This window comes from Uruburuella testudinis, assembly GCF_022870865.1.
Classification (GTDB): domain Bacteria; phylum Pseudomonadota; class Gammaproteobacteria; order Burkholderiales; family Neisseriaceae; genus Neisseria; species Neisseria testudinis.
Map to the genome: position 1 here is coordinate 1970944 of NZ_CP091508.1, position 18176 is coordinate 1989119.

Consider the following 18176-nt stretch of genomic DNA (forward strand, 5'->3'; position numbering starts at 1 on the left):
CGTGTGATGTTTTCAGACGGCCTCAAACCATCAACATGCCGTCTGAATAACAATTTAACGGCACCCGCCCGCTTGAGTTCGAATCGGTGTGTGTATCCCGCCGCCTTATTCGCCTACTTTTGTGAGCGGGTATGTGGGCATGAGCACCCGCCAAACCATTTTTAATTGAACTTCTTGCCGCAACACAGCTTCTAAGTTAAGCTGGTTGTACTTTTATTTTTTAACCCAAGGAGTTCATGATGCAAAAATTGATTTTAACCGCCATTGCCGCTGCCGCATTTTTAGCCGGTTGCAACACCATCGCCGGTGCAGGTGAAGATGTCAGCGCCGCCGGTTCGGCCGTAACCAACACTGCCGACAAAGTACAATCTGAGATGTAAGGCATCTTGTTGTCCGATTAAGATGTTTACGTGCATACCGCCTGCTCGGATATGCACCACACTCAGAAGGCCGTCTGAAAATTTTTCAGACGGCCTTCAAAACAAGCCGCCGCAATGATTGCCATCACAATAAACAATAGCTATGATAGGAAATGCAGCAACACAGTGGCTGTACTTTCCCAAAATAAAGGAGCTTAAAATATGAAAAAACTGATTTTGATTACCTTGACCGCTATGTCTTTACTGTCTGCCTGTAACACCGTATCAGGCTTCGGTGAAGACGTACAAAAAGCCGGCAGCAAACTGGAACAGTCTGCTGATCGCAACGGCGCCAACTGATTCCGTTTACCCTGCTCCCGCCTCCAGCGGGAGCATTTTCCACCCGAAAGTACAACAGCCATGAAATTATTTACCCGCATCAACGCGCTGGTTGCCCCGCTTGACCGCGCCAACGTCGACACTGACGCGATTATTCCCAAACAATTTTTAAAATCCATCAAACGCAGCGGCTTCGGCCCCAACGCCTTCGACGAATGGCGCTATCTTGATCACGGCGAGCCCGGCATGGACAACAGCCAACGAGTGCTCAACCCCGATTTTTCGCTCAACCAACCCCGCTATCAGGGCGCACAAGTCTTGCTCACCCGCAAAAACTTCGGCTGCGGCTCCTCGCGCGAACACGCCCCATGGGCGCTGGATGATTACGGCTTCCGCGCCGTGATTGCCCCCTCGTTTGCCGACATCTTCTTCAACAACTGCTACAAAAACGGCCTCTTGCCCATCGTATTGGATGAAGCCGCAGTCGACCAACTGTTTCAAGAAACCGAAGCCACCGAAGGCTACGCACTTGATATCGATCTGGAAAAACAAACCGTTACCACCCCGAGCGGCCAATCTTTTACCTTCGATATCACCGAACACCGCAAACACTGCCTGCTCAACGGCCTCGACGAAATCGGCCTCACCCTGCAACACGCCGACGACATCAAAGCCTTTGAAGAAAAACGCAAAGCCGCTCAGCCGTGGCTGTTTCACGCTTGATAACAGACTTAACAGGCCGTCTTTTTCAGACGGCTTTTAACCATCCTCCAGGATAACCGCCATGACACCCCCGACCATCGCCGTTACCGGCAGCAGCGGCCACATCGGCGGCATGGTTGCCCAACGCTTAAGCCATGCCGAATTTCCGTTGGTGCTTCCCCTGCGCAACCCCGCCAAAGCGCCCGAACTGCCGCACAGCGAAGCGCGCGTGTGCAGTTATGCCGACAAAACCGCTGCAAAAGCCGCATTAAACGGCATTTCGGTTCTGTTTATGGTTTCCGCCGGCGAAAGCCTCACCCGCGCAGCCGAACACCGAACCTTTGTTTCCGCAGCCGCCGAAGCGGGTGTACAGCATATCGTTTACCTGTCTTTTGCCGGCGCTGATGCACACAGCACCTTCACCCTCGCCCGCACCCATGCCGATACCGAAGCCGCAATTCAAGCTAGCGGCATCAGCCACACCTTTTTGCGCGACAACTTCTACAGCGAAATGATGGCCGAGCTGGCCGGCCCGGATCACATTATCCGCGGCCCGGCAGGCAACGGCCGCGTGGCCTGCGTTTCCCAATACGATGTGGCGGAAGCCGCCGCCAATATCCTGCAAGACATTGCCGCAGGCGGCAGCCGCCACCGCAACCAAACCTATACGCTGACCGGCTCCGAATCGCTCAGCCTCACCGACATTGCCGCACAATTAAGCACATACCGCGGCACAAACTACCGCTTCCACAATGAAACAACAGAAGAAGCCTATGCCGCCCGCCGCGCCGGCTATCCCGACACGCCGGATTGGATGCTGGATGCCTGGGTATCCACCTACACCGCCATTGCAGCAGACGAACTCGCGCGCATTTACCCGGATTTAGCAGATATTCTCGACAGAACGCCGCGCACATTCCAACAAGTATTGCAGGAAAAGGCCGTCTGAAAGCAAAACCTATGATACTCGACACCATCGCCAACGCCGAGCGCTACGCCGCCCTGCATCCCGACTTTCTCGAAGCCATGGCGCTGCTGCAAACGCTCGATTTTGCCAACTTGCCCGACGGCCAAGTGCCGTGCGCCAATCCCAATATCCGCATCTTTATTGGCCGCGAACCGATGCGCAGCCGCGAAGACGCAAAGCCCGAAGCACACATTCAGCACATCGATATTCAGGTGCCCTTAAGCGGCAGCGAAGGCTACGGCTGGATAGACAGAGGCCGTCTGAAACACAGCTTGGGCTATAACGAAATGCGCGATATCGAATTTTTCGACGACACCCCCGATGTGTGGTTCGATGTCGCCCCCGGCGAATTCACCCTCTTCTTCCCCGCAGATGCCCACGCCCCGCTGGTCGGCAATGAGCCGCATATCCGCAAAGCCGTGTTTAAAATCCGCACCCTCGAATACCGAATCGAATCACCTTAACCATCCACATAAGGAAAACCGAAATGACCCAACAAATCGCCATTCTGCCGGGTGACGGCATCGGCCCCGAAATCACCGCCCAAGCCGTGCGCGTGCTCGACAAACTGAAAGAGCAAGGCCTTGATATTGCCTACGAATATGCGCCAATCGGCGGCGCAGGTTACGACGAATACGGCCACCCCTACCCCGAATTCACCCAAAAGCTGTGCCGCGCCGCCGATGCGGTATTGCTCGGTGCAGTGGGCGGCCCGCAATACGATAATCTCGACCGGCCGCTGCGCCCCGAACGCGGCTTGCTCGCCATCCGCAAAGATTTAAACCTGTTTGCCAACCTGCGCCCGGCGATTCTGTATCCAGAATTGGCCAACGCCTCCACACTGAAGCCCGAAGTGGTGGCCGGTTTGGATATTTTGATTGTGCGCGAGCTTACCGGTGATATTTATTTCGGCGAACCGCGCGGCATCCGCACGCTGGAAAACGGCGAGCGCGAAGGCTTCAACACCATGCGCTACAGCGAAAGCGAAATCCGCCGTATCGCCCATGTAGCCTTCAAAGCCGCACAAAAACGCAGCAAAAAAGTCTGCTCGGTCGGCAAAGCCAATGTATTGGAAACCACCGAATTATGGCGCGAAATTTTTGATGAAATCGCCCCCGAATACCCCGATGTAGAATTAAGCCACATGTATGTCGACAACGCCGCCATGCAGCTCGTGCGCGCACCGAAACAGTTTGACGTGATTGCCACCGGCAACATCTTCGGCGACATTTTGAGCGACCAGGCTTCGATGCTCACCGGCTCCATCGGCATGCTGCCCTCCGCTTCGCTCAACGAAACCGGCAAAGGCCTGTATGAGCCCTCGCACGGCTCCGCGCCCGACATCGCCGGTCAAAACAAAGCCAACCCGCTGGCCACCATTCTCTCTGCCGCCATGCTGCTTCGCTACAGCCTCGGCGACGAAGCCCGCGCGCAACAAATCGAGGCCGCCGTGCAAAAAGTGCTCGAACAAGGCTACCGCACCGGCGATATTTTTGAAGAAGGCTGCAAACTGGTTTCCTGCTCCGAAATGGGCGATGCGGTATTAGCCGCGCTGTAAGCGCTTGCCATCGTTTAAAACGGCTGCACCGGCAAGCAGCTTCAGATGGCCTCACTATTATTCAAGCCTTGCGGCTTGTGCCCTCTCCCTAACCCTCTCCCACGGGAGAGGGAATTCAGTTGCCGTTGTTTTTGCTGTTGCGTGTTTTTTCCGGCATTTGTTTTTGCCGCCAATCTTACCGCTTCAGCAACCTAGCTCCCTCCCCTGAGGGGGAGGGCTGGGGAGAGGGCGGCAAACCGCAGGTTTGCTTCATCGCGCCTTCCACCATCATCATTTTCAGACGGCCTAACCATTATTCAAGCCTTGCGGCTTGTGCCCTCTCCCTAACCCTCTCCCACGGGAGAGGGAATTCAGTTGCCGTTGTTTTTGCTGTTGCGTGTTTTTTCCGGCATTTGTTTTTGCCGCCAATCTTACCGCTTCAGCAACCTAGCTCCCTCCCCTGAGGGGGAGGGCTGGGGAGAGGGCGGCAAACCGCAGGTTTGCTTCATCGCGCACTCCGTCATCATCATTTTCAGACGGCCTCACTATTGTTCAAGCCTCGCGGCTTGTGCCCTCTCCCTAAACCGAATTCCCTCTCCCGCGGGAGAGGGAATTCGGTTGCCGTTGTTTTTGCCGTTACGCGTTTTTTTGTCGTTACGCGTTTGGGGCGGCGTTTGATTTTTGGTGGCGTTTGATTCTCCCGCCAATCTTACCGCTTCAGCCGCTTGGCTCCCTCCCCTGTGGGGGAGGGTTGGGGAGAGGGCGGCAAACCGCAGGTTTGCTTCATCGCGCACTCCGTCATCATCATTTTCAGACGGCCTCACTATTGTTCAAGCCTCGCGGCTTGTGCCCTCTCCCTAACCCTCTCCCACGGGAGAGGGAATTCGGTTGCGGTTGTGTTTGCCGTTGCGTGTTTTGGCCGGCGTTTGTTTTCCCGCCAATCTTTTACTGCTTCAGCCACCTAACTCCCTCCCCTGTGGGGGAGGGCTGGGGAGAGGGCGGCAAACCGCAGGTTTGCTTCATCGCGCACTCCGTCATCATCATTTTCAGACGGCCTCACTATTGTTCAAGCCTCGCGGCTTGTGCCCTCTCCCTAACCCTCTCCCACGGGAGAGGGAATTCGGTTGCGGTTGTGTTTGCCGTTGCGTGTTTTGGCCGGCGTTTGTTTTCCCGCCAATCTTTTACTGCTTCAGCCACCTAACTCCCTCCCCTGTGGGGGAGGGCTGGGGAGAGGGCGGCAAACCGCAGGTTTGCTTCATCGCGCACTCCGTCATCATCATTTTCAGACGGCCTCACTATTGTTCAAGCCTCGCGGCTTATGCCCTCTCTCTAACCCTCTCCCGCGGGTGAGGGAACTCGGTTGCTGTTGTGTTTGCCGTTGCGTGTTTTTTCCGGCGTTTGTTTTTCCCGCCAATCTTACCGCTTCAGCAACCCGGTCAGTGTAGGTCGGTTTCCCCGAATCCGGCATTTCCAACATCACCGCCATGCTCGGAAACAACAGCAGCATCAAGCGTTTTGTCGGATACAAGCTATCCGACGATTCTGGATGCGATGCTGCGGGATCGTTTGGCGGAAGCGAAAGCAGTTTGATGGTGCTGAAATATTGCTGATTTTATTAAGATAAACAGTTTTTGGTATTTTTGTCCGACGGGGTTAAAAATACAGTTGCTACGCCGCCGGCACAAATTATTCGGCAAGTGCTTTAATAAACAAAAGGCCGTCTGAAACACCGCTTTCAGACGGCCTTTACGCTTGCTTGCATCAAGCATTCTTATTTTCCGTTATAATGCCGTTTCTATAACAGATTCAATCACTCAGGCCGTCTGAACGCCTATGCCGCCTTTTATCTACAAACCGGTCAACACCTACCGCCGCTGGTGGCGCTATCAGTTGTTCCGCCCTGATGCCACACTGCCGGCGCACACGCTCGATTGCCCCGAATGCGGACAACGGGTGGATTTGCCGCGCCTGCGCCAAGGGCAGGAAGCGCATTGCCCCAATTGCGGCTTCGAGCTGGTAGAGGTTGAAAAAAATCCGTATCTGGCGCCGCTGGCTTATGCGACAACCGCGCTGATTCTGATGGCGTGTGTTTACAGCATGATGTTTGTAACGGTGGAGCTGGGCAGCGTAACTGCGATTCTGTCGCTGCCTTCGATGTTGAAAACGCTGATTTTGCAGGATTTCGGTTTTTTGGCCGAAGTGATGTTTGTACTCACGTTCGGCACGCCGCTGTTGTTTTTGCTGCTGTGCCTGTATGTGTATACTGCGCTGGTGCGCAAAAAAATCTATCCCGGCCTGTTTTACGCCACACGCACGCTGGCGCGGCTGCGGCATTGGATTATGGTTGACGTGTTTTTTGTGTCGACGCTGGTGGCGTATATCAAGCTCTCGGCGGTGGCGCGGGTGGAGTTTGGCGCTGCATTCTGGCTGATGTTCGGCCTGGCGGTGATGCTGATCCGCACTTCGGTGTCGATTCCGCAGCACTGGGTGTATTACAAAATCCACCAGATTCGCGGCTATCGGGCGGTTCAGACGGCCTCAGACGATAAAATCTGTTGCAGCCGCTGTTTGTATTTCCGTGATAAAACGGAACACACCTGCGGCGTGTGCGGCTCAACGCTGTTTCGACGCCGCCCCAAAAGCCTGAGCATTTCGCTGGCCTTTTTGCTGGCGGCAGCAGTGCTGTATGTGCCGGCCAATGTGTTGCCGATTATGATTTCATCCAACCCGCTCAACACCGAAATCAGCACGATTCTCAACGGCATCACATATATGTGGCGCGACGGCGACAAGCTGATTGCAGCGATTATTTTCAGCGCCAGCATTTTGGTGCCCACATTAAAAATCGCATCGATGGGCTTTTTGATTACCTGCGCGAGCTTGCGCCCGCCGCTGGCCGCACACACATTGTCGCGCCTCTACCGGCTCACCGATGCGGTGGGGCGCTGGTCGATGATTGATATTTTTGTGATTATTATTCTGATGAGCGCATTCCACACGCCGCTGGCGCGGGTAACGCCCGGCCCGGCTTCGCTTTATTTCTGCCTGGTGGTGCTGCTGACCATGCTTTCCGCTTATTTTTTCGATCCGCGCCTGATTTGGGATAAAGCGCGCTCATCGATGCCGTCTGAAAACATTTCCGCCATAAAGCCCGAATATGAACGATGAAACCAACCCGCCTTTAAAACCCGTGCCCGCCCGTGTGCAGAAAACCAATGTGTTTACCTCGGTGGTGTGGCTGATTCCGCTGATTGCGCTGATTGCCGGCGGCTGGCTGCTGATGCAGAACATCCGCAACACAGGCCCCGAAATCACGCTGTTGATGGACAGCGCCGAGGGCATTGAAGTGAATAACACCGTAATCAGGGTATTGAGCGTCGATGTCGGCCGCGTAACCCGCATCAAGCTGCGCGAAGACCAAAAAGGCGTTGCCGTTACCGCACGCCTCAGCGCCGATGCCAAAGACCTGATGCGCGAAGACACCCAATTTTGGGTGGTGAAGCCGCGCATCGACCAAAGCGGCGTTACCGGGCTCAACACCTTGGTTTCGGGCTCTTATATCGCCTTTACCCCCGGCAAAAGCGAAGAAAGCCAAGACACCTTTACCGTGCTCGACATGCCGCCGATTGCCGCCATCGGCCAAAGCGGCCTGCGCCTGAAACTAGTGGGCAGCAACAACAAAATGCTCGGCGTGGGCAGCCCGGTGCTGTATGAAAACTTTACCGTCGGCCAAGTGGAAAGCGCCCGCTTCAACCCCAAAAACGAAACGGTAGACTATACCATTTTCATCCAAAGCCCCAACGATAAGCTGGTGGGCGAAAACAGCCTGTTTTGGCTGGAAACCGGCATCAGCATCCAAACCACCGGCAGCGGCATTGTGCTCGATTCAGCGCCCCTGCCCGCGCTGCTTTCCGGTGCCATCGCCTTTGGTTCGCCCATCAACGGCGAAAAAGGGCAACCCGTGGCCAACGAAAAAACCTTCGAGCTCTACAACAACCGCGCCCAAATCGACAATCTGCCCGGCGCACGCGCGCTTTATTACATAGCCTTTTTCAAACAAAGCGTGCGCGGGCTGGCCGCCGGAGCGCCGGTAGAATACAAAGGCATCAACATCGGCGCCGTGGCCGACGTGCCCTATTTCGCCCCCGACGACAGCCTCAAGCTGCTGCAAAACGGCTGGATACCGGTGCGCATCCGCATCGAGCCTGCGCGTATGGAAATCAACGCCCGGCGCCAAAGCCGCGAACATTGGCAGCAGCAGTTTCAGACGGCCTTAAACCGCGGCCTCACCGCCACGCTGGCCAGCAACAATCTGGTGATCGGCAGCAAAATGATCGAGCTGGCCGAACAGCCCGGCAACAACACCGGCGGCACGCTGAAACCCTATCAGCAATATGCCGGCAACCCCGTCATCGCCACCCGCAGCGGCGGGCTGGACGAATTGCAGGCCCAGCTGAGCGACTTGCTCAACAAGTTCAACAAATTGCCGCTGGAAAAAACCGTGGGCGAATTAAACGCTTCATTACGTGAGCTGCAAACCACCCTACGCTCGGCCAACGCCCTGATCAACAAGCCGCAAACGCAGGGTATACCGCAAGAATTAAACCAAACGCTGGCCGAATTGCGCCAAACGCTCGCCGGTGTATCGCCGCAATCACCGCTTTACAGCGACATCCAAACCACGCTGCAAAGCATCGACCAAACCCTGAAAAACGCGCAACCCGTGATCAACACCCTGAAAGAAAAGCCCAATGCGCTGATTTTCAACAGCAATGTTCACGACCCGATACCGAAAGGAAACCGCTGATGCGCCGATTGTTTTCCGCCTGCGCCGCTGCAAGCGCCCTTGCCGCATGCAGCACCCCGCAAACCACGCAGTATTTCACCCTGCCCGACAGCCAATACAGCCTGCCCGCCCAACGCGGCAATGAAACTGCCGTACGCGTGATTTTAGCCGAACCGCTGGCCAACGGCGGCCTGGTATACCAAACCGATGCTTATCATGTGAATTTCGCCCGCAACCACCTTTGGGCCGGCGCACTCGATAACGCCTTGGCCGCCAGCTTCAGCAACAAGCTCAACCGTCTGAATCCGCACCGCCGCTTTATGCCCGCCAACCGCAGCAGCGCAGATGCGCCCACGCTGAAAATCTATATGGAAGCCTTTCAAGGCAGCTATCAGGGGCAAACGCAAGTGCGCGGCTACGCTGTGTGGCCAAACGGCCAAGGCCGCAATTTCAATATCGATACCCCGCAACAAGGCGACGGCTATACCGCCATGGTGGAATCGCTGGATGCGGGCGTGAATGCCGCGGCGGCGGCCATCTCCGAATAGATGGCCCATGCCATAATCTTTGCTGCCGTCTGAAACACAACCGTTCAGACGGCCTGTCAAACCGATTCACAAAAGTAAGCTGAACCACATGAACAAACACCCGCTCACCCTGGCCGGCAAAAACGCAGCCGTTTACACCTCTGCCAACCACCGGCCTGATCATCCGCTGGTGGTGACATTTCCCGAGCCCGATGAAGCCGATGCCCTGGTTGCGCTGCTGCCCGAGGGGGTAACGCTGCTGGCGGTAGCAGAGCCGGATTGGGAAACGGCATTTACGCCCTGGCCTGCTCCGCGCGCCTTTAAAAACGGTGCCGATTTCAGCGGCGGCGCGGCGGATTATCTGCAAATTTTGAATCATACGATATTGCCCGAAACCGAAGCCGCATTGGGTCTGCAACCCGTGTGGCGTGGGCTGGCGGGCTATTCGCTGGCCGGTTTGTTTGCCCTTTATGCCGCCTGCAACAGCCCCACATTCCGGCGCATCGCTTCGGTGTCGGGCTCGCTTTGGTTTGACGGCTGGCCTGACTATATGCGCAAACACATTCCGCAGCCGCTGCCCGAATGCGCTTATTTTTCTATCGGCGACACCGAAAAAAACAGCAAAAACCCACGCATGGCCGTAGTGGAAACACATACCCGCGAGGCTGAAATGTTATGGCGGCAAGCCGGTGTTAAAACCGGGTTTAAGCTCAATAGTGGCGGCCATTTTCAAAATGTACCCGAGCGCACCGCCGAAGCAATTGCTTTTTTGGTGCAAGCATAATGCCAAACCGCAGCGCACCCACAGATTGCACACTGATGCCCATTTCAAATTTCTGAAACCCGCTTATTTATATCATCATTAAGCCTGAGGCCGTCTGAAACCGCGCTATGCATTCAGACGGCCTTGATTCGGTATACCTATGCCGGCGAATCGTTACGCTGTTATCTGTTTACCGGCATTCATATTCTTTGCAACCGCTATTTACAGCCTTCCCGCACCGTTTTACATTAGGGTGTCCTGATGTGTCGATTTACGGGTGCTTTTTGTTCCTGAACACACATCTGCTGCGTTAAAAAGCCTCGCAAGATGCCCTTCTTGCTGCGTTTTTTGCCTGGCACCTGCATATTTAGGAACAAAAATCCCTCCATAAACAACACATCAGGACACCCTAGGGCATCCCCTAACGCCAAACACAATAAAAACACAGGAAGCCGCGCATGGACCGTTTCGATTTCAACTACCCGCCCTATAATTTTTTAGACGGCCGCCAGCGTGCCGCACTGCAAAAATCGGTGGATATTGCCTTTTTCCACGATGGTGAAACCCTGATCCGGCCGCAACAGCCGATCGAGCATTTATATGTGGTTATCAAAGGCTTGGTCAAAGAAAGCGGCGGCGACGGCGAAGTGTTGGCACTTTACCGCGAACACGACACTTTTGAAGCGCGGGCGCTGGTAGAAGGGTGCAGCCATCATGAGTTTGTGGTCGAAGAAGAAGCGCTGGTCTACACCATACCCAAGGCCACCGTCTTGCAGCTGATGGAAGACAACCCGCGTTTCGGCGCCTATTTCTACGCCAGCGTGGCCGAAAAGCTGTCCAGCCATTCGGTCGACCGCAACGAACACGAATTTGAAAGCCTGTTTACCGCCAAAGTGCGCGATGCCTACCGCCAAAACACCGTCTGGCTTGACGGCAGCGCCAGCATTCTCGATGCCGCACAAACCATGAAAGCGCACAAAACCAAAACTGTGCTTATCCGCCATCAGGGCAAAGTGGGGCTGTTTACCGAATCGGCGTTTCGCGATATTGTGATTGCCGGCGCCGCCACTGCCACGCCGGTTTACCAATGGTCGCCTTTCGAGCTGATTGCCGTCGACATTGAAGATTTCGTCTTCAATGCCCTGCTGCGCATGACCCAATTCAACATCCAGCGCGTGATTGTTACCGAGCAGGGCGAGCCTGTCGGCGCACTGGAGCAAATCGATGTGCTGGCTTATTTTTCCAACCACACCCATTTGGTCGCCCAACGCCTCGACCGCGCCCAAAGCATTGACGAATTGGTGGAAATCGCCGCCCAAATGACCGATTCGATTCAAATATTGCGCAACAACGGCGTGCGCGCACCGCAATTGGCACAATTGATGCAAGTGCTCAACAGCAGCTTGTTTGAAAAAGTGTGGCGCCTGCTGGCACCGCCCGAGCTGTATGACAACGCCTGCCTGATTGTGATGGGCTCCGAAGGGCGGGGCGAGCAGATTTTAAAAACCGATCAGGATAACGCCCTGATTTTGAGCGAAAATGCCGATATCGAGCTGGCCGCCGCCACAGCCGCGCAATTTTCCGCCACCCTCGAGCGTTTGGGCTATCCGCCCTGCCCCGGCAAAATCATGGTCAACAACCCGGCCTGGCGCAAAACCCTGCCCGAGTTCAAAAAAATGGTCAGCAGCTGGTGCTATTCGCCCGGCCCCGAATCGATGATGAATCTGGCGATTTTTATTGATGCCAAAGCCGTTGCCGGCGACGAGGGCCTGCTCGAAACCGTGAAAACCCATTTGCAAAAAACCATGAGCAACGATGCCGGCATGCTGATGGCGTTTGCCCGCGCGGTAGAATTGTTTGACGGCCACAGCAAGGGCTTTTTCACGCAGCTGCTGCGGCGCGGCCAGAGTGAAAAAATGGACATCAAAAAAATGGGCATCTTCCCGGTGGTGCACGGCATCCGCGCCTTAAGCCTGGAAGCACGCATCGAAGACACCAATTCGTTCGACCGCCTGCACAATCTGGTGCAAGCCGGCATCATCGACAGGCAGTTGGGCGAAGACACCGCCGAGGCTTTGGGCTATCTGATGGATTTGCGCCTGAAAGCCGGCTTGAGCGCGCTCAACAGCCCGATGCCGTCTGAACCCAACCAAATCGACATGCACAGCCTTTCCACACTTGAGCGTGATTTGCTCAAAGATGCGCTGCAAGTGGTGAAGCGGTTTAAAAGCATGGTGCGCCATCATTTCCATTTGGGGGTGGGCTGATGTTCGAACGTTTTTTCCGCAACCGCGAACGCAAAAAACTCACCGAGCCGGCCTATGACGTGCTTTACGAAACGCATCCCGACGAAATGGTCAGCTTCGATTGCGAAACCACCAGCCTCGATGTGAAAGAAGCCGAAATCATTTCTATTGGTGCGGTTAAAATCCGCGGCCGCAAAATACTCACCAGCGAATCGTTTTACGTATTGGTCAAACCCGAAGGCATGATGGAAGCGGCCAACGTTACCATTCACGGCCTGCGCCCGAAAGACCTTTCAGACGGCATTCCCGTAGAAGACGCCATTCGGCAGTTTCTCGATTTTACCGGCGGCCGGTCGCTGGTGGGCTATTATCTGGAATACGATGTGGCCATGATCAACAAATTTCTCAAGCCGATGCTGGGCATCAAACTGCCCAACCCGCAAACCGACGTTTCCAGCCTCTATTACCGCCAGGAAGTTACCCGCACCATACACAACGCCTATATCGACCTGCGCATGGCCACCATGGTTAAAAAACTCGGCATCCCCGACCTGCCCCGCCACGATGCGCTGAACGATTCCATCAATGTTGCCATGATGTATCTGGCTTTACAGGCACGCAGCAGGCGTTAAGCCCGGAAAAGCACAGCACCGGGCGCCCTGATGTATCGTTTATGAGAGGATTTTTATTCCTGGAAATGCAGCAAGTGCAGCAAGTGTAAATCGGATATTGGTATCCGACCAATGGTTCGATATTCTTGTGACGCCAAATGATTTTGGCCGTCTGAAAAATGTCGGATTTGAGAATATGATCTACAGGGCATATCGTGTGGGTTCTGCTCACAAAACACGCACATGCAAAGGCCGTCTGAACAAAATGCTTTCAGACGGCCTTTTATTTGTTTCCAGAATTATGCCGATTCAAAAAAACACCCAAATATGTTGGTTCGGCTTTCCCCAATCGACACATCAGAACACCCTAGGGTGTCCGGACAATTTGTTTATGAGGGGATTTTTGTTCCTGAAAATGCAGATGCCGGGCAAAAAACGCAGCAAGATTGGACATCTTGCGAGGCTTTTTAACGCAGCAGATGCATTTTCAGGGGCAAAAGCACCCGTAAATCGAATTGTCCGGACACCCTAATCCTTCCGGCGTAAGCCGCCCACTCTTTCTAACTAAACTTCCCTATGCCGATTATTCCTTATCCGCCGTGCTTTATGCCGATATTAAAGCCATGCCGGCAGGCGTAAGGTTGCACTGTAAAAATTTATTTACTTTAAACGGCCGCATTTTGTTAAGAAATGTATGCCGGCAACGTTTAAGGAACCGCATAATGGCTTCTCAAAAATACAAACAATATTCCGTGCTTTTTTCCAGCACCCTATCCTTCACCGTCTGTTTTATGATTTGGATGATGCTGGCGGTGGTGGGCATTCCGATTAAAAACGAATTGGGCTTGAGCGAAACCGAATTCGGCATTCTCGCCGCCACGCCGGTACTCTCCGGCTCGCTTATCCGCGTGCCGCTGGGCATTTGGACCGACCGTTTCGGCGGCCGTATTGTGCTGTTTTTGCTGATGCTGGCCTGCGTGCCGGCTATTTTCATGATGCAGTATGCCAGCCATTTCTGGCATTTTCTGGTTATCGGCCTGGTGATGGGGCTGGCCGGCGGCTCGTTTTCGGTGGGCACGCCTTATGTGGCACGCTGGTTCCCCAAACACCAGCAGGGGCTGGCGATGGGTATTTTCGGCGCCGGCAATGCCGGTTCGGCCGTCAATAAATTTGTGGCGCCGGCACTGATTGCCTACGGCACTTGGCATTTTGTGCCGACTGTATATGCCGCCGTAATGCTCGGCACTGCGCTTTTGTTTTGGTTTACCTCCTACAGCGACCCCGCCCATAAAGTGCCCTCATCAGTTACCCTCGGCGAGCAATTGGCCTTGCTAAAAGACCCCGGCGTGCTGCGTTACAGCCAGCTTTATTCGGTGGTGTTCGGCGGCTATGTGGGGCTGGCTTTGTGGATGACCAAATATTATGTCGGCGAATATGGCCTGAGCCTGCAAACCGCAGCTTTTCTGGCAGCCTGTTTTTCGCTGCCCGGCGGCGTGTTGCGTGCCTTCGGCGGCTGGCTGTCCGACAAATTCGGCGCTTATAAAGTAACCTGGGCGGTGATGTGGGTGTGTTGGGTGTGTTTCTTTATCCTCTCTTATCCGCAAACACAATTACACATTCAAACCACCGACGGCGGCACCACTGCACTGCACCTCGGCCTGAACGTTACCGTGTTCACCATTCTGATGTTTACTGTCGGCGTGGCCATGGCGGTGGGCAAAGCTTCGGTATTTAAATTTGTGGCCGATGATTATCCCGCCAATATCGGTGCGGTATCGGGCATTGTCGGCCTGGCCGGCGGCTTGGGCGGCTTTTTGCTGCCGATTATGTTCGGCGCGCTGGAAGACATCACCGGCATCCGCTCCACCAGCTTTATGCTGCTCTACGGCACGGTGTGCGTCTCTTTGGTGTGGATGCATTTTTCTATGAAAGCCAAACGCACCGACAACACGCCCGCCCGGCAAGCCTAACCTTTTTTCAGACGGCCTGAAAGATTTACCCGGGCCGTCTGAAAGCATTTTCGGAGAACACACATGAGTCATCTCATTCAAGACTGGCGCCCTGAAGACAAACAGTTTTGGGCGCAAACCGGCCGCCCTATCGCCCGGCGCAATTTATGGATTTCCATTCCCGCACTGCTGCTGGCATTTGCCATCTGGCAGGTGTGGAGCGTGGCGGTGGTCAACCTGCCCAATATCGGCTTCCAATACACCCCCAACCAGCTTTTCTGGCTTGCCGCGCTGCCCGCCCTTTCCGGCGCAACATTGCGGATTTTCTACTCTTTTATGGTACCCGTGTTCGGCGGCCGCAAATGGACGGCGATTTCCACCGCCAGCCTGCTGCTGCCCGCCATCGGCCTCGGCCTGGCCGTGCAAAACCCCGACACGAGCTACATCACCATGATGATTTTGGCCTTGTTGTGCGGATTCGGCGGCGGCAATTTCTCATCCAGCATGGCCAACATCAGCTTTTTCTTTCCCAAAGCCGAAAAAGGCACGGCGCTGGGTTTGAATGCCGGCTTGGGCAACCTCGGCGTATCGGTGGTGCAGTTTGTGGTGCCGCTGATCATTACCGCCGGCGTGTTCGGCGCCTTCGGCGGTGAAGCGCAAACCTGGGTAAAAGGCGGCGAAAGCAAGCAGATGTGGCTGCAAAACGCCGGCTTTATCTGGGTGCCGTTTATCATTCTTTCTACCTTGGCCGCCTGGTTCGGCATGAACGATTTGGCCAGCGCCAAAGCCAGCTTTAAAGATCAGGCGGTGATTTTCACCCGCAAGCACAACTGGATTATGTGCATTCTGTATTTGGGCACATTCGGCTCGTTTATCGGCTTTGCCGCAGGTTTTCCCTTGCTGATTAAAGCCGAATTTCCCCATATCGACCCGGTAAAATACGCCTTTTTAGGCCCCTTGGTCGGCGCATTGTCGCGCCCGCTCGGCGGCTGGTTGTCAGACAAAATCAAAAGCGGCGCCAAAATCACCCAAATCGTGTTTGCCGGCATGATGATTGCCGTATTCGGCGTGATGTCTTTTTTGCCCGTTCACGGTCAAGGCGGCAATTTTTGGGGCTTTTTCGCCTGCTTTATGGTGTTGTTCGCCCTCACCGGCCTGGGCAACGGCTCTACCTTTATGCAAGTGCCGGTGATTTTTCTGAACATGCACCACCGATTGGCACAACAAGGCCGGACATCGCCCGAACAGGCCGTTCAAAATGCCAATAAAGAAGGCGCGGCGGTAATCGGCTTCACAGCGGCATTTGCGGCTTACGGCGGCTTTTTCATCCCCAAAAGCTACGGCACCTCCATCGCGCTCACCGGCAGCGTTAACAGCGCCCTGATCAGCTTTATTATTTTTTACGCGCTCTGCCTGGCGCTCAACTGGTGGTATTACGCGCGCAAAAATGCCGAAGCCCAATGCTGAGCATGTTGCCGGAGCAAACGGAGCCGGCGGTTTTGCAAAACCATCAAGCAAAATGATTTGATTGAACCGCCAAAGCATATAACCAAACCGCATTTGATTACAACCAACCATTCTTTCTCTTTTTCAGACGGCCGCGATAAAGTATTACCCGTTAAGGCCGTCTGAAAAAAGAGAACCGCATGTCTATCCAAAACCAACACCTCAACTGGCTCGAAGCCGAATCCATCTACATCATCCGCGAGGTTATCGCCGAAGCCAAAAACCCGGCGCTGCTGTTTTCCGGCGGCAAAGATTCGGTGGTGCTGCTGTCGCTGGCGGTTAAAGCCTTTCAGATTCCCGGCCGCGAATTAAAGCTGCCGTTTAAACTTTTGCATGTCGACACCGGCCACAACTACCCCGAAGTGATTGAATTTCGCGACCAAACCGTTGCGCGCACCGGCGTGCAGCTGGTGGTGGGGCATGTTGAAGATTCCATCAGAAAAGGCAGCGTGGTATTGCGCCGCGAAACCGACTCGCGTAACGCCGCCCAAGCCGTTACCCTGCTCGAAACCATCGAAGAGCAAGGCTTTGATGCGCTGATGGGCGGCGCCCGGCGCGATGAAGAAAAAGCCCGCGCCAAAGAGCGCATATTCTCGTTTCGCGATGAATTCGGCCAATGGGATCCAAAAGCCCAGCGCCCCGAATTATGGTCGCTCTACAACACCCGCCTGTTTGCCGGCGAAAACATGCGCGTTTTCCCGATATCCAACTGGACCGAGCTGGATATCTGGCAATACATCGAACGCGAACAGCTTGCCCTGCCGCCGATTTATTACGCCCACCAACGCGAAGTGGTTGAGCGCAACGGTCTGCTGGTGCCGGTTACCCCGCTCACACCGAAACGCGAAGGCGATGTTTCAGCCGTCAGAAGCGTGCGTTTCCGCACCGTCGGCGATATTTCCTGCACCTGCCCCGTGGCCAGCACCGCCGCCACCGCCGCCGATATTATTGCCGAAACCGCCACCGCCACCATTTCCGAGCGCAGCGCCACCCGCATGGACGACCGCGTGTCTGAAGCGGCCATGGAAGAGCGCAAAAAAGCCGGTTATTTCTAAACCGCTGCAAGCCTGATATCCACTCACAGAAGTAAGTTAACAAGGCCGTCTGAAAGAAAATGTTTTCAGACGGCCTTGTTAACTTACTTCTGTGGATGAGTATAAAGAGAGATTTGGCCCTTAGAAATGCAGATGCTTGGCATAACCCGTATCACACCGGCATCACTGCAGCATCTGAAACACATGTCCACACATCGCGCCATGCCTGTTCGGGCCGTCTGAAAGCGCCGAAACGCCGCCATTCGATTTGCACATTTTTATGCGCCGGCCACACGCAGGCCGATGCCCAACCGCCGTTCAAGCCCGCCACCCCGTGCCAGCCCGCATGGCCGTGCACATGCAGGCAAACATGAGAACCTGCCCGCATCATCAGCCCCACATCAGCCAATGCAGCAGGAAAATCCAGCCCGGCCGCTTTAATCAAAGCCTCTTTCACACACCACAAGCGATAGTAGTCGGCCGCCCGCCAACCGCGCACTGCCAGCCATTGCTGCTCGCTGCGGCGGCACCACAAAGCCGACAATGCGGCGAAATCACGAGCTTGCAGCCATTCGATGTCTACCCCGATGTTTTCAGCCTGCCAACCCGCCGCCAACAAAGCCGCGCCCTTGCTGTGCGAAAGCGACAACACCGGCAAACCGGCCTGCTGCTTTAAAAAACGGCTGACCTGCCAATCGGCCCGGCCGGCCAAGCGGGGTGCCGCCGCAATACGCGCCGCATCGGCGGCATCCAGCAAATCGGGGCGGTAGCGGGCGGCACAAGAAGCATCTGCCAGCAACAGATAAAGGGGTTCGGGTGTAGCAATTCGGCGCATGAGTATCGGGGTAGT

18 protein-coding genes are annotated in these 18176 nt (G+C 55.1%); 17 read left to right on the forward strand and 1 reads right to left on the reverse strand.

Annotation, left to right across the window (positions count from 1 at the left end):
- Positions 1 to 239: 239 nt before the first annotated feature.
- The 17 genes from LVJ83_RS09025 to cysD all read left to right on the forward strand — a co-directional run bounded on the left by LVJ83_RS09025 (position 240) and on the right by cysD (position 17347).
- Positions 240 to 380, forward strand: coding sequence for an entericidin A/B family lipoprotein (locus LVJ83_RS09025; RefSeq protein WP_244784184.1), 141 nt, complete (start codon positions 240 to 242; stop codon positions 378 to 380).
- Positions 381 to 581: 201 nt separating this feature from the next.
- Positions 582 to 719 (forward strand): entericidin A/B family lipoprotein, encoded by a 138-nt coding sequence (locus tag LVJ83_RS09030; RefSeq protein ID WP_244784185.1) that lies wholly within the window; start codon positions 582 to 584, stop codon positions 717 to 719.
- A gap of 60 nt (positions 720 to 779) precedes the next feature.
- Positions 780 to 1421: a 3-isopropylmalate dehydratase small subunit gene (gene leuD / locus LVJ83_RS09035; protein ID WP_244784186.1), complete on the forward strand. Its 642-nt coding sequence runs from the start codon at positions 780 to 782 to the stop codon at positions 1419 to 1421.
- A gap of 61 nt (positions 1422 to 1482) precedes the next feature.
- Entirely contained in the window at positions 1483 to 2349 is an 867-nt protein-coding gene (locus LVJ83_RS09040) for an NAD(P)H-binding protein (RefSeq protein ID WP_244784187.1), read from the forward strand.
- A gap of 11 nt (positions 2350 to 2360) precedes the next feature.
- Complete coding sequence (locus tag LVJ83_RS09045) at positions 2361 to 2831, forward strand: NanQ anomerase/TabA/YiaL family protein (protein ID WP_244784188.1); 471 nt, start codon at positions 2361 to 2363, stop codon at positions 2829 to 2831.
- Between the two features lie 23 nt (positions 2832 to 2854).
- The gene (gene leuB / locus LVJ83_RS09050; RefSeq protein ID WP_244784189.1) at positions 2855 to 3925 is read left to right on the forward strand and encodes a 3-isopropylmalate dehydrogenase; all 1071 of its coding nucleotides are present in this window, start codon (positions 2855 to 2857) and stop codon (positions 3923 to 3925) included.
- Between the two features lie 704 nt (positions 3926 to 4629).
- Positions 4630 to 4869, forward strand: a complete 240-nt coding sequence (locus LVJ83_RS09055; protein ID WP_244784190.1) for a hypothetical protein — start codon at positions 4630 to 4632, stop codon at positions 4867 to 4869.
- 868 nt (positions 4870 to 5737) lie between these two features.
- Complete coding sequence (locus tag LVJ83_RS09060) at positions 5738 to 7072, forward strand: paraquat-inducible protein A (protein WP_244784191.1); 1335 nt, start codon at positions 5738 to 5740, stop codon at positions 7070 to 7072.
- Positions 7062 to 8711 (forward strand): intermembrane transport protein PqiB, encoded by a 1650-nt coding sequence (pqiB, locus tag LVJ83_RS09065; protein ID WP_244784192.1) that lies wholly within the window; start codon positions 7062 to 7064, stop codon positions 8709 to 8711. Before LVJ83_RS09060 ends, pqiB begins: the two co-directional genes overlap by 11 nt.
- Positions 8711 to 9238, forward strand: coding sequence for a PqiC family protein (locus LVJ83_RS09070; RefSeq protein WP_244784193.1), 528 nt, complete (start codon positions 8711 to 8713; stop codon positions 9236 to 9238). Before pqiB ends, LVJ83_RS09070 begins: the two co-directional genes overlap by 1 nt.
- Positions 9239 to 9326: 88 nt before the next feature.
- Positions 9327 to 10001, forward strand: coding sequence for an alpha/beta hydrolase-fold protein (locus tag LVJ83_RS09075; RefSeq protein WP_244784194.1), 675 nt, complete (start codon positions 9327 to 9329; stop codon positions 9999 to 10001).
- Positions 10002 to 10438: 437 nt separating this feature from the next.
- Positions 10439 to 12247, forward strand: a complete 1809-nt coding sequence (locus LVJ83_RS09080; RefSeq protein ID WP_244784195.1) for a DUF294 nucleotidyltransferase-like domain-containing protein — start codon at positions 10439 to 10441, stop codon at positions 12245 to 12247.
- Entirely contained in the window at positions 12247 to 12858 is a 612-nt protein-coding gene (locus LVJ83_RS09085; protein ID WP_244784196.1) for a 3'-5' exonuclease, read from the forward strand. The genes LVJ83_RS09080 and LVJ83_RS09085 overlap by 1 nt, the downstream gene beginning before the upstream one ends.
- Before the next feature lie 370 nt (positions 12859 to 13228).
- Positions 13229 to 13369: a hypothetical protein gene (locus tag LVJ83_RS09090; RefSeq protein ID WP_244784197.1), complete on the forward strand. Its 141-nt coding sequence runs from the start codon at positions 13229 to 13231 to the stop codon at positions 13367 to 13369.
- A 190-nt stretch (positions 13370 to 13559) separates the two neighbouring features.
- The gene (locus tag LVJ83_RS09095) at positions 13560 to 14807 is read left to right on the forward strand and encodes an MFS transporter (protein ID WP_244784198.1); all 1248 of its coding nucleotides are present in this window, start codon (positions 13560 to 13562) and stop codon (positions 14805 to 14807) included.
- A gap of 63 nt (positions 14808 to 14870) precedes the next feature.
- Positions 14871 to 16253 (forward strand): NarK family nitrate/nitrite MFS transporter, encoded by a 1383-nt coding sequence (locus tag LVJ83_RS09100; protein ID WP_244784199.1) that lies wholly within the window; start codon positions 14871 to 14873, stop codon positions 16251 to 16253.
- Between the two features lie 179 nt (positions 16254 to 16432).
- Entirely contained in the window at positions 16433 to 17347 is a 915-nt protein-coding gene (gene cysD / locus LVJ83_RS09105; protein WP_244784200.1) for a sulfate adenylyltransferase subunit CysD, read from the forward strand.
- Positions 17348 to 17498: 151 nt separating this feature from the next.
- Here the strand turns inward: cysD and LVJ83_RS09110 are convergent, their stop codons facing one another.
- Positions 17499 to 18161: a 4'-phosphopantetheinyl transferase family protein gene (locus tag LVJ83_RS09110; RefSeq protein WP_244784201.1), complete on the reverse strand. Its 663-nt coding sequence runs from the start codon at positions 18159 to 18161 to the stop codon at positions 17499 to 17501.
- Between the last annotated feature and the right edge of the window lie 15 nt (positions 18162 to 18176).